Raw genomic sequence first — 12,879 nt, 5'->3', positions numbered from 1 at the left:
TAATTTTAAAGTCATAAAATTACTAATTAACTTTATCCTAACGACAATATAATTGAATATTGTTATTTTAGTCAAAAATTTAGAATAAATGGCAAAAAAAAGCATACTTAATAAAAAGTCAATGGACTTTTTGGAAAAATACTTAAACAATGCAGCTCCTACTGGTTATGAATGGAATGGTCAAAAAATATGGATGGACTATCTAAAACCATATGTAGATGAGTTTATAACCGATACCTACGGTACAGCTGTAGGCGTTATAAACCCAGACGCTAAATATAAAGTAGTTATAGAAGGACATGCTGATGAGATTTCATGGTATGTTAATTATATTTCAGACAAAGGGTTAATTTATGTCATTAGAAATGGAGGTAGTGATCATCAAATTGCGCCTAGTAAAATTGTAAATATCCATACAAAAAATGGTATTGTAAAAGGGGTTTTTGGATGGCCAGCAATTCACACACGTAATCGTGCCAAAGAAGAAGCTCCAAAACCAAACAATATTTTTATAGACTGTGGGTGTAAAACGAAAGAAGAAGTTGAAAAATTAGGCGTTCATGTTGGTTGTGTTATCACCTATCCAGATGAGTTTCATATTTTAAATGAAACTAATTTTGTTTGCCGTGCTTTAGATAACAGAATGGGTGGATTTATGATTGCTGAAGTCGCTCGTTTATTAAAAGAAAACAAAAAAGAACTTCCCTTTGGATTATACATAACTAATTCTGTTCAAGAAGAAATCGGATTACGTGGCGCCGAGATGATTACACATACCATTAAACCAGATGTAGCTATTGTAACCGATGTTACTCATGACACCACAACACCAATGATTGACATGAAAGTACAAGGTCAAGCAGAACTAGGGAAAGGCCCAGTTATAGCTTACGCACCTGCTGTACAACAAAAATTACGTGATTTAATTACCGATACCGCGGAAGATAAAGAGATCCCGTTTCAACGTGCAGCATTATCACGGGCTACAGGAACAGATACAGATGCCTTTGCTTATAGTAATGGCGGAGTGGCTTCTGCTCTTATTTCCTTACCATTACGCTATATGCATACAACCGTAGAAACGGTTCATAGAGAGGATGTTGAAAATGTTATTAAATTAATATATGAAACATTATTGAATATTAAAAATGGTGAAACTTTTAGTTATTTTGAATAATCTACAGTTTTAATACACATTAAGAAAGGCCTTGATAAAAATGATATCAAGGCCTTTTTTTTATTAAAGTACTGTCTTTTTTAGACTATTCAAAAAGACCGTATTTCCTTTCGTATTTTTGTAATAGTTTTATGCATTTAAAACCTTTCTTTTTAATAATAAAATATGCAAGATGAATATATAGATGTGCTTACTAAAACGGGACAGCCTACAGGGCAATATGTTTTAAAATCAGAAATCCATAAACAAGGCTACTATCACAATACTGTTCACATATGGTTTTATACTAATGCGGGTAATATTTTACTTCAACAACGTGCTGCATCAAAAAAGATATGTCCATTACTATGGGATGTTTCCGTTGCTGGACATATTAATGCTGGTGAGAGCTTGATTTTTGGAGCTATTCGTGAAATTGAAGAAGAAATAGGCTTATTAATTACTGAAAGCGATTTACATAAAATAGGTGTTTTTGAATCTTTTCAGAATTATACAGATTTAGGAATTATTGATAATGAGTTTCATCATATATTTATAGCAAAACTTAAGGTTAATAGCTCTAAGTTAACTCCTCAAAAAGAAGAAGTAGAACGCTTAAAGTTAGTCTCCCCCACAACTTTTCTAAATTTATTAAAGCACAGCAGTATAAATAATCATTTCATAGCTTCAAATGAAGCCTACTACAAGTTTGTTTTAGAACATATTAAAAATATGCTCTAATTTTAATACCTTGGTATAATGGATTTAATTATTTATGCTTTAGCACCAATATTTATTATTGTTTTATATATCTATTTTAAAGACAAATATGAAAAAGAACCTAAGCATTTATTAATTATTTCGTTTCTTTTAGGTGCTATTGTTAGCATTATAATGACTCTTTTACTGTATTCTATTTTCAATCATACCCTCCCTTTAACTAATGAATTGAGTATAGTACAGCAATTTATACAAGCTTTTTTTGTTGTTGGCTTTTCGGAAGAATTAAGTAAGTTTTTAATTGTATTACTATTCGCGCAAAAGCGAAAAGAATTTAATGAACCTTTTGATGGAATTGTTTATGCTGTAATGGTCTCTATGGGCTTTGCTGCTACCGAAAATATTATGTATGTTTTAAATAGTGGCGCAACCACAGCTTTACTTCGTGCATTTACAGCTGTTCCTGCTCATGCTACTTTTGGGATATTAATGGGGTATTTTATGGGGAAAGCTAAATTTTCTAAACACAAAACACGATTAAATCTTACGGGGTTATTTCTTAGCATAGCGTTTCATGGTACTTATGATTTCTTTTTGTTCATTCATTTTATTCCAGGCATTTGGATAGGGGCTATGCTTTCTCTTTTAATAGGTGTTTTGCTGTCTCAAAAAGCAATAAAAAGACATCAAGACAGCTCTCAATTTAAAAAAACTAAAGATTAAAAATAGACTTTACCGCGGTTATAATATATTCAACACCAATAGCTATAACTATAAAACCAATTATTCTTGATAACGCATTAATGCCAGATGCCCCTAAAACGCGAACAATATAGTGAGAACTTTTAAGAATTAAATAAATAGACAATGCGGTAAATAATATAGCTCCCATAATAATAAAAATCTCACTTATTAAAACATACTCACGATTGTATGTAATTAACAAAGAGATAGCGCCAGGCCCAGCAAGCATTGGAATTGCTAATGGCGTTAACGAAATAGAGTCACGCGTAGCAATATCGTTTTTTACTCCCTTGTGTTTCATGCCCTTATGTTCATTAAACTTCCCTGTTAATAAAGCAAAGCCCGACGACGTAATAATAAGGCCACCTGCAACCTTTAAAGCATCTAAACTAATTCCAAAAAAGGATAATATATGCTTCCCTACAAAAAAGGATAATAATAATATTGCTAACACATCTAAGGCAGTCCAAAAGGCAATCACTGCACGCTCTTTTTTTGTGTTATGTTGAGATAAACCAACAAATACAGGTACTGTTCCTAAAGGATTCATAATAGAGAACAATGCCCCAAAACTTAATAAAAATAACTCCATTGTTTTTTCTTAAAGATACTAAATTTTAAATTATATTTCTGATTATTAATTATTTACATGATAGTTTTTTTAATATGAAAAAGATTACATTATTAATTTTAATCCTCTAAAGTTCTAATAAAACTCACGATATCTTTTATTTCTCGTGAATTGAGTTGTAATGAATCTTTTGGTAGGGTTTGATGCGCTAACATAATACCTAACCCTGCACCTCCTCCATTATTATAAAACTTTAAAACCGCTTCTAAAGTTGTATAAACACCATTATGCATGTATGGCGCTGTTTTAGAAGCGTTTCTAATGGTTGGTGTTTTGAAAAAAAATTTTCGAGCTTCTGTATGATATACATTGTATCGTCCTAAGTCATTACTTACTCTAGTCTGTATTGTGGTATCCATTGGTACTCCTATTGCTTCTAATTCCGACTCTTTGTAGTTTGGAGGTACGGTCCCGTTGAATATAGGTGCAAAATGACAGGTTGCGCATTTCGCTTTGCCATTAAATAAGTTAAATCCATTGATCTCACTCGGTGTTAAAGTTTGCTCCAAATTATTAATATTTCTATCAAACTTAGTATCGAAAGGAGATAAAGATCTAATGTAATTCGCTATAGCATTTCTAATTGTTCTATCGTTTAATTTACCATAAAGCATTTTAAAATCATGTACATAACTACTATCCAATGCGACAGCTTCTGTTATTGTTTTTAAATTAGAATGAAACTCATTTTTGTTTTCAATAACATTTATAATTTGCCCTTCTAAACTTCCCGCCCTAGCGTCATAGAAAAAACTTTTTTGTAACGCAGCATAACTCACTGTAGGAGTATTGCGTGTTTGGCCTTTAAAATGTTTTAGGCCATCAGTAAAGCCTTTTGTAGCGATATGACAGGTTGCACAACTAATTGCTTTTGAAGCGGCTAAATTTTCGTCTTCGAAAAGACGCTTTCCTAAAAGCGCTTTTTGTGTAAAAGCTTCTATTTCTCCTGTATGATCTGAAAAAAAATTAAGCGCAAAGGTTTCAGGAGAAAACAGAGAGGTCATCTCGTTTTTAAAAGCCATTTCAAAAGGAAAAATAACATCCCAATCCTTTTGCGTTTTAACTAATAATGTTAATTGCTTATGGGAATGTTTCTTTATAAAATTATAACGATCAAAATTTTCAAAATCTGAATTCAAATCATTTTGTGCGCTAGCAAACTCATTACCCCATTCTTCAAGTATTTTTTTATTTTTAAAATTTGAAGCATAGCTTTTTAGAATCTCTTCCAATGCAAAATACACAATTTGAGCCTCCCTAAGCGACTGTTCTAAAACAGGAGAATCAAACCCTGTAATTCCAGTTAAGGCCACACGCGCAATCTCATTTCTTATGAGCCATATAATATGATGAGCTTTTAAATTTAATGTTGTATTTAATAGAATTAAATTTAATCGGTTTTGAATTAATTCAATATTTTTCTCAATAGCACGTCCTGTAGCTCCATCGAATAACTGCTCTTCCAATACTTGAAATCCTGAAGGAGCTTTTATTTTAATATCTGTAGCATCTTCTTCTTCTACTTTTAAAATATTGGGTTGGTTTAAAAATGTATAGTTATCACGGTCAATAAAAGCAAGTATTGGTTCTATTGTTTTAAACCCTTTTCTGGCCAATTTGTAATATTTTAACCTCTCGTTATGTGTGGTCGATACTTTTAATGAATCTAAGGTTTTTAGTGTTTCAACTATCGTTGATTTAAATTTAGATTGTATAACCTTATTAGGATGTTTATTTTCGTAAGCTCTGTGAGCTTCATTACAACTAAAACAAAGCAGATATAACAGATACAAAAAAAAAGCCCTACTTCCCTTTATAATCATTCTATAGGCTCTCATTTAACGTTCTAAACCATTTATAATATACATAGTGCTCCCCTCGCCTGTAGCAGGCGTTCCATTGGCTTGAGGATCTGTAAATCCACCCTCCCATCCGTGGTTTTGTGTAATCACTAAAAAGGTTTCATCTACTCCAATGATATCAGAAACATCAATCATCCCTGTGATTTCCCAAGCTGTATTTATTGTTCCATAACCTTTGGTTTCGGCAGTTTCTTGATCGCACTCTAGTACCGTTTTTAAGGCTCCTGTATTTAAATTATATTGATACATTCTTGCATAATGCATTTTATCTGGGGTATCAAAATATCCATTTGGATCCTCTTGAATATAGGCGAAATTTTCGGTAACTACGATATTGTCTGGACTATGAAAAGATTTTGCGATACCATTAGCCTTATCTCCATCTAAAATGCAGGTAATAGTTCCTGATGCTGAAGGATCGTTTTCATTTAAAGTCACCTTATATACCCTCCCATAAACAGTTCCTTTACCTTGCAGTCCTGGTTTTTTTCGCCCAGTAACATTAAAATAAATTTCTCTATTATTAGCAGCCGACCCGCGTCTCCAGTCAATATCTTCTAACCTAGAGAAACCCATTGCTCCTTTTGTTTTTGCTTCAGTATCTAACAGGTCTATTTGAGTTTCTTCTAAGGCTACAAAATCAATAGGATAAACTTGACCTTCCTGCATATCAACTTCATAGTCTATGCTGCTATCTGTTACTCTTAAAGCAAACAATTGCCCTCCAAACAGATCTCCTTTTGGACCAACATACATTCCTAATTGTCCTGAAGGGACTTCATTATCGGAATGATCATCCCCAATAAATACTACTGTTTTTTCTGGGTATGCCTTTTGCCCTATGGCGACAGCATTTTCTGTAGACCATTGTCCAAAAGCAGGTAACATTTGAGCAAATGAAGCGGCGTTAGCTTCTCGAAATGGATCTGTAATAAAGACCCCTTTTGATGCACCACCCCACTCACCTCCTGAAAGATAAGCAGGTCCAAACCCATGTTCTTCTGGTGTAATTAAGGATCCTGAGCATTGTGCTGTGTTCGCTGTTGCCGTTGCATTTAAAATATACTCTCCCTTTATGGGCTTAAATGTTTTATCTAAGGTTATTCTAGCAATAGCGTAATCCGCTTCAATATTATTTATTAATGTATAACTCTCATCTGCATTTTTTATTAATCCTGCTCCATCTGCCATTGATCCATATACAAATGCAGGTGATTCTAATAGTGTATCTTCAGAAGATATTAAAGGATATACATTTATATTTGAAAATTCTGAAGTTGTTTTTAAAAAAATCGGAGAAACAGAGTGTGCTTTTAAATCCACAGGGTTAAATGATTCTGAAACAGCACTATCGTCGTCGTCGTCGTTACAACCATTAAAAATCACCAATGCTAAAATAATAAGACTTAATCGTAAATAGTTTTTCATTTGTTTTGAGTTGTTTTTGAATACCTCAAATTAACAACCCAAATGTTATATTAGTATTAATACAGTTTTACTAGATTATAATCTAAAAGCTAAAAAGGTTAACTAAAGGTAAATTCTATAAAACAGCTCTATTAAGTAACCCCTATTTTAAAAGAAATTTAAACTAGATAGAGCTTTTTAATCTGCTATCTTGGGATTTCATTAATAAAAAACCATAAACAATAACAGCTCACAAAAGAAAAACTGATTTAGTGAAGCCTTAATTCTTAACGGATATTATAAAAAATTCACAATATTAATTTTGATGTAAGCTACAACATTCGCACCTGATTCATAAAGAGCTTTATGACATAAAGCAAATTTAAAAAATACGTAGTCTTACGTATTTTTTATGAAGCAAACTTTTATTAAGTTTGCGCATATTTTTTATATAAACATGAGGAATACAATTAAATACAAAACATATTGAAAGCATTTTAACTTTATAAGTTAGTAATAATTAAAACCCTAATTAATATTTACAAATACCTTAAAACAAATGAAAAAACAATTTTTACTTTTAACTGGATTAATTTTAGCTTCAATCTCATTAACCGCGCAAGAAAGAGATTCTGGAACTATAGAATTAACACCATACATAGGTTATGCTAATTCATTTTTAAATGGAGATAATGTTGATAATTTAGACTCTAGAAATTCAGTACACTACGGAGTCACTGGAGACTATTACCTTAGTGATAGATGGAGTGTTAGGTCTGGGCTTTCATACGAGACTATGGGAACATCAGTATCTAATTCTGAATTACAACTTAATTATTTGAATATCCCTTTAAATGCAAATTGGCATTTTGGAGGTACAAGAAGCTGGAACCTAAATTTTGGGGTTACTCCTGGTTTTTTGCTTAACGCCGATGTTGATGGACAAGATGTAAAAGATGCTTATAAATCATTTCAATTAGCCATTTCATATGGAATAGGTTATAAAATTGAAGTTTCAGATCGTTTCAGTATCTTAATAGATGGACAAGGATTGTTTGGAGTCTCAAATATTTTGGATTCTGATGATGTTTCCCAATTAAACGCAGGAAGTAGCTTTAATGTAGGCGGCGTATTTACTTTCTAAAGTTAATACCGATGTCTATATACAGACATATTAAAATAGCAGAAAAGGACAACCTATAAAATTTGACTTTTCTGCTATTTTTATTACAGATTATCGATTTTAAGAAGAGAAATATAAGATTACCTTTTTTCTCTTGCTTTCAATACCGAAATGACGTTTTCTAATTGAACCCCTTTTGCTTGTAGTAGTATTAAAAAATGAAATAACAAATCAGCACTTTCATTTAAGAATAAGGTTTCATTATCGTCTTTTGCCTCGATAATAACTTCAATAGCTTCTTCTCCAACTTTTTGAGCGATTTTATTGATTCCTTTTTCGAAGAGAGAAGCAATGTATGATTCTGTTTCCACTCCACTTAATCTTCTGTTTTTTATAATCTTCTCTAACTCTGAAATAAACCCGTAAGTTTCTGAGTTTTCCGTATTCCAACATGTACTCGTTCCCTTATGGCAAGTAGGTCCAGAAGGAATAACTTGTATTAATAGCGCATCATTATCACAATCGTTTTTTATGTTTACTAAATTTAAAAAATGCCCGCTCTCCTCACCTTTAGTCCATAGACGTTGTTTACTTCTACTATAAAAAGTTACCTTTTGAGTTTGTTTTGTTTTCTCTAAGGCTGCTTCATTCATATAACCTAGCATTAACACATTTTTTGTATTAACATCTTGTATAATAGCAGGAATCAATCCATCATTATTTTTAGTAAAATCTGTAATCATTATTTTGTTTTACATTTATTATTTTCTTCCCTTCCTTGCTATTACTCACAACAAGTGCAAAAAAAGGCATTCTTAAAGTTATTAAATACGTACAGGCAAGTCCTTTTCTTTTAAAGTTTTTTTTAATTTTCTAATTGGAATTTCTCCAAAATGAAACACGCTTGCTGCCAAAACACCATCGGCTTTCCCGATTTTAAAAGCATCGATAAAATGTGAAATAGTTCCTGCTCCACCAGACGCTATTATTGGGATATTTACAATTTGCGTTAAACGTGCTAGTGCTTTATTTGCAAACCCTTTTTTTTTGCCATCATTATTCATTGCGGTAAATAAAATTTCTCCAGCACCTCTATTTTCAACGGCTTTTGCCCAAGTAAATAAATTAAGGTCTGTTGCTATAGTTCCACCAGCCAAATACACTACCCAGTCATTGTTTACGAGTTTTGCATCGATAGCAACGGTGATACATTGACTTCCAAAATTACGCGCTAATTCAGTTATTAATTCTGGTCGTTTAATTGCAGAGGAATTAATAGAAATCTTATCTGCTCCCGATTTTAAAAGCCTATCTACATCACTTATTGATGATATTCCACCACCAACGGTAAAGGGAATATCTATTTGTTCTGCCACTCTTAAAACCATTTCTAAGGTTGTATTTCGTGCTTCTAATGTTGCTGAAATATCCAAAAAAACTAATTCATCTGCACCTTGGTTAGCATATTGTTTTGCCAGTATTACTGGATCACCTGCATCGCGTAGGTTTTTAAAATGAACCCCTTTTACTGCTCTTCCGTTTTTAATATCTAAGCACGGTATTATGCGTTTGGTTAGCATGATTATTAGTGTTTGGTTAGTATAAATTGTTCCAATTGTTTTAAACTAATTTTATTTTCATAGATTGCTTTTCCTATAATAACACCTTCACAGCCTATTTTCGCCAATCTTGGCAGTTCATCTATATTGGAAACTCCCCCTGAAGCTATTAGTTTTATGTGTTGTGTACGGGTTTCCTTATAATGTGGTATTGCCTGTAAAATCGATTTATAGCTTTTATAAGACGGCCCTTTTAACATGCCGTCTTTTGAAATATCTGTACAAACGACATATTGAATTCCCTTTTTTAAATACCCGTTTATAAATGGAATTAAATCTTCTTTACTTTCTTCTTGCCAACCATTGGTAGCAATTTTAGCACCTGTTGTATTGGGATAAAAATCGGCTCCTAAAATAATCTTACTTTGTCCATATTTAGTAATCCATTGTGTGAAAATACTTGAATTACTGACAGCAATACTTCCACCTGTTACTTGATTTGCTCCTGAGTTAAACGCTATTTTAATATCTTCATCTGATTTTACTCCTCCACCAAAATCTATTTTTAGCCTTGTTCTTGAAGCTATTTGATCTATTATTTTATAATTAATCACATGGTGTGCCTTAGCACCATCTAAGTCTACAAGATGTAAGTATTCTATTCCGTTACTTTCAAATTGTTTTGCGACTTCTAAAGGTGATTCATTATATATTTTTTTTGTTTTATAATCGCCTTTGGTTAAACGTACGCATTTACCGTCTATAATATCTATTGCAGGGATTATTCTCATAACATTGTTTTTAAAATCACATTTATAAACTTAAAAAGTTGCTTAATATTTGCTGACCAATAGCACTACTCTTTTCTGGATGAAATTGGACTCCATAAAAATTATTTTTTTGCAATGCCGCTGCATAATGCGTATCGTAATATGTTGTTGCTATAGATTCACTACAATGCGCAACATAATAGCTATGTACTAAATACATAAATGCGCCTTCATTTACACCTTTAAATAATTCTGATTTTAGATTATTTATTGTATTCCATCCCATTTGCGGAACTTTTACATTTTTAGAGAATTCTTTTACATTCGCATTAAAAACACCTAATCCTCGGGTATTACTTTCTTCAGTATGATTACATAGTAATTGCATTCCTAGACAAATACCTAAAACAGGTTGTTTAAGTTCGGTAATGATTTCATCTAATCCACTTTCCTTAAGTTTTTTCATTGCTGCATGAGCTTCTCCTACACCTGGAAAAATTATTTTATCCGCCGTTTTAATCGTTTCAATATCTTTAGACAATACAGACGTAACCCCCAAACGTTTAAAAGCGAATTGAATACTTTTTATGTTTCCTGCTCCATAATCGATGATGACTAACTTCAATTTTTTTAATTTTAATTATTTGATAGAACTTTATGTATAGAAAAAACTAAATCACCCCTTTAGTTGATGGTAAAATCATTTTTTCTAGATCTTGTTTCACTGCCATTTTTATGGCTTTTCCAAAAGCTTTAAAAATAGCTTCTATCTTATGGTGCTCATTAACGCCTTCTGCTTTTATATTTAAATTACATTTAGCCCCATCGCTAAATGATTTAAAGAAATGAATAAACATTTCTGTTGGCATTTTCCCTATCATTTCGCGATTAAATTCCGCTTTCCAAACAAGCCAACTGCGCCCACCAAAATCTATAACTACCTGCGAAAGACAATCATCCATAGGTAAACTGAATCCATAACGTTCTATTCCTATTTTAGGGCCTAATGCATCGGCAAATACCGCTCCTAAAGCTATTGCTGTATCCTCTATTGTATGATGCTCATCTATCTCTAAATCACCCTCTACTTCTAGTTTTAAATCTAATTGTCCGTGTTTCGCTATTTGGTCTAACATGTGATCAAAAAAAGCAATGCCTGTGTGTATTAAACTTTGCCCTGTTCCGTCTAGATTTAGCTCAATATTAACAGATGTTTCATTCGTATGCCTAACGATGTTCGCGCTTCGTCCTTTTCGTTTTAAAAAGGTATATATGGCTTCCCAGTCATTTGTTTCCAGTGCTATATAAGCTTTTAACTCACTGCTTTTTATAGTAATCTCATTTATTCCTAAAGGAGTCTTGTTATTAATATAAATAGCTTTAGCTCCTAAGTTTTTTGCTAATTCTACATCTGTTAAACGATCTCCTATTACAAATGAATTAGCCAAATCGTAAGTTTTAGAAAAATACTGTGTTAACAATCCTGTGTTAGGCTTACGTGTTGCGGCATTGTCTTTTGCAAATGTAGTATCTATAAATTGCTCACTAAAAACAACTCCTTCAGATTCAAATGTTTGAATAATGAATTGATGAACAGGCCAAAAAGTCTCCTCTGGAAAACTCACTGTCCCTAATCCATCTTGATTAGTAATCATTACTATTTCGTATTCCAATTCTTTTGCTATTTTGCCTAAAAACTGAAAGACTTTGGGATAAAAAACTAATTTTTCAAAAGCATCTATTTGCGCATCTAAAGTCTCTTTTATAAGTGTGCCATCCCTATCTATAAATAATACTTTTTTCATTTTTTCATAATTTTCTCCTAGGGTTTATTCTTTTTTATCCTAAAGCTTTTTCATAGTATAAATAAGCTTTCTATTTTCATTAGAAGTTCCTATAGTTATTCTTAAACAGTTATCGCATAATGGTTGATCTGATTTATCCCTAACTACAATTCCATGCTTAATTAATTCACGATATCGCTTATGCGCATCATCAACTTTTACAAGTAAAAAGTTTGAATCTGTTGGATAGACTTTCTCTACAAAAGATAGGTCTGCTAATTGAGATATTAGTCTAGCGCGTCCTTCCAATATGACTTTTATTTCTTTTTTTAAACCTTCTTTATATAATAATATTTTAGAAGCCCTTTGCTGGGTTAACTCATTTATATTATAGGGCGGTTTTACTTTATTTAACATAGCTATTATATAGTCTGAGGCATAACAAACGCCTAATCTTATTCCTGCCATTCCATAAGCTTTTGAAAGTGTTTGAATAATAATCAAGTTAGGATATGTTGCTAATTTACTCAACCAACTTTCTTCCTCTGAAAAATCAATATAAGCTTCATCTATAACCACAATACCATTAAACTCTAATAATAACCTTTCTATTTTAGCTTTATCAAAACTATTACCTGTCGGGTTATTTGGAGAGCATAAAAACAATAATTTAGTATTTGTTTTTACAGCTCGCAGAATATCATCTACTTTAGGTTGAAAATCTGAGTCTAGTGAGATATTGATCGCTTCTATACCATTTATACCTGCCAACACTTCATACATTCCATAACTAGGAGGCAATGTAATGACCTGGTCTACTTTTGGGTTACAAAAGATTCTAATAATCATATCTAAAATTTCATCACTTCCATTTCCTAGGAGGATATTATGTGTTGGTACGCCTTTTATTTCAGATAATAATTCTCTAACAATTTTTTGTTGCGGATCGGGGTAACGGTTAATTCCATTGTTAAAAGGGTTTTCATTTGCATCAAGAAAAATCATATTATACTTTACGTCTTGAAATTCATCTCTTGCTGAAGAATAGGGCTTTAACAGTTTAATGTTTTCTCTTACTAAATCTTGAATGTTCATAATATATAATTTATTAGTTTAAGGCGCT

Annotated in this window: 13 protein-coding genes; 4 read left to right on the top strand and 9 right to left on the bottom strand. The window is 32.1% G+C overall.

The window, feature by feature from the left end:
* Positions 1–88 precede the first annotated feature (88 nt).
* The 3 genes from AC2D8I_RS01300 to AC2D8I_RS01290 all read left to right on the top strand — a co-directional run bounded on the left by AC2D8I_RS01300 (position 89) and on the right by AC2D8I_RS01290 (position 2,599).
* Entirely contained in the window at positions 89–1,177 is a 1,089-nt protein-coding gene (locus AC2D8I_RS01300; RefSeq protein WP_484704178.1) for a M42 family metallopeptidase, read from the top strand.
* 165 nt (positions 1,178–1,342) lie between these two features.
* The gene (locus AC2D8I_RS01295) at positions 1,343–1,897 is read left to right on the top strand and encodes an NUDIX hydrolase (RefSeq protein ID WP_484704177.1); all 555 of its coding nucleotides are present in this window, start codon (positions 1,343–1,345) and stop codon (positions 1,895–1,897) included.
* An 18-nt stretch (positions 1,898–1,915) separates the two neighbouring features.
* Positions 1,916–2,599, top strand: a complete 684-nt coding sequence (locus AC2D8I_RS01290) for a PrsW family intramembrane metalloprotease (protein WP_484704176.1) — start codon at positions 1,916–1,918, stop codon at positions 2,597–2,599.
* Here AC2D8I_RS01290 and AC2D8I_RS01285 read toward each other — a convergent pair.
* The 3 genes from AC2D8I_RS01285 to AC2D8I_RS01275 all read right to left on the bottom strand — a co-directional run bounded on the left by AC2D8I_RS01285 (position 2,589) and on the right by AC2D8I_RS01275 (position 6,541).
* Complete coding sequence (locus AC2D8I_RS01285; RefSeq protein ID WP_484704175.1) at positions 2,589–3,212, bottom strand: MarC family protein; 624 nt, start codon at positions 3,210–3,212, stop codon at positions 2,589–2,591. The two genes, AC2D8I_RS01290 and AC2D8I_RS01285, sit on opposite strands and share 11 nt — an antisense overlap.
* A 98-nt stretch (positions 3,213–3,310) precedes the next feature.
* On the bottom strand, positions 3,311–5,074 hold the full coding sequence (locus AC2D8I_RS01280; RefSeq protein WP_484704174.1) for a cytochrome-c peroxidase: 1,764 nt from the start codon (positions 5,072–5,074) through the stop codon (positions 3,311–3,313).
* 15 nt (positions 5,075–5,089) lie between these two features.
* Positions 5,090–6,541, bottom strand: a complete 1,452-nt coding sequence (locus AC2D8I_RS01275) for a PhoX family protein (protein ID WP_484704173.1) — start codon at positions 6,539–6,541, stop codon at positions 5,090–5,092.
* Positions 6,542–7,079: 538 nt separating this feature from the next.
* On the opposite strand from AC2D8I_RS01275, the gene AC2D8I_RS01270 reads away from it, so the two are divergent.
* A complete protein-coding gene (locus AC2D8I_RS01270) occupies positions 7,080–7,664 on the top strand; it encodes a porin family protein (protein WP_484704172.1) in 585 nt (194 codons plus the stop codon).
* Positions 7,665–7,783: 119 nt separating this feature from the next.
* Here the strand turns inward: AC2D8I_RS01270 and hisIE are convergent, their stop codons facing one another.
* The 6 genes from hisIE to hisC form a co-directional block, all read right to left on the bottom strand.
* Positions 7,784–8,386, bottom strand: coding sequence for a bifunctional phosphoribosyl-AMP cyclohydrolase/phosphoribosyl-ATP diphosphatase HisIE (hisIE, locus tag AC2D8I_RS01265; protein ID WP_484704171.1), 603 nt, complete (start codon positions 8,384–8,386; stop codon positions 7,784–7,786).
* 81 nt (positions 8,387–8,467) lie between these two features.
* The gene (hisF, locus tag AC2D8I_RS01260; protein ID WP_484704170.1) at positions 8,468–9,223 is read right to left on the bottom strand and encodes an imidazole glycerol phosphate synthase subunit HisF; all 756 of its coding nucleotides are present in this window, start codon (positions 9,221–9,223) and stop codon (positions 8,468–8,470) included.
* A 5-nt stretch (positions 9,224–9,228) separates the two neighbouring features.
* Positions 9,229–9,993, bottom strand: a complete 765-nt coding sequence (gene hisA, locus AC2D8I_RS01255) for a 1-(5-phosphoribosyl)-5-[(5-phosphoribosylamino)methylideneamino]imidazole-4-carboxamide isomerase (RefSeq protein ID WP_484704169.1) — start codon at positions 9,991–9,993, stop codon at positions 9,229–9,231.
* A gap of 22 nt (positions 9,994–10,015) precedes the next feature.
* Complete coding sequence (gene hisH, locus AC2D8I_RS01250; protein ID WP_484704168.1) at positions 10,016–10,597, bottom strand: imidazole glycerol phosphate synthase subunit HisH; 582 nt, start codon at positions 10,595–10,597, stop codon at positions 10,016–10,018.
* Positions 10,598–10,643: 46 nt separating this feature from the next.
* A complete protein-coding gene (hisB, locus tag AC2D8I_RS01245; RefSeq protein WP_484704167.1) occupies positions 10,644–11,777 on the bottom strand; it encodes a bifunctional histidinol-phosphatase/imidazoleglycerol-phosphate dehydratase HisB in 1,134 nt (377 codons plus the stop codon).
* A gap of 39 nt (positions 11,778–11,816) precedes the next feature.
* Positions 11,817–12,851 (bottom strand): histidinol-phosphate transaminase, encoded by a 1,035-nt coding sequence (gene hisC, locus AC2D8I_RS01240; RefSeq protein WP_484704166.1) that lies wholly within the window; start codon positions 12,849–12,851, stop codon positions 11,817–11,819.
* Positions 12,852–12,879: the final 28 nt, after the last annotated feature.

This window comes from Lacinutrix sp. YIN62 (assembly GCF_057219185.1).
Note: the sequence above shows the minus strand (reverse complement) of the source record. Positions and strands in the feature narration are given on the sequence as shown.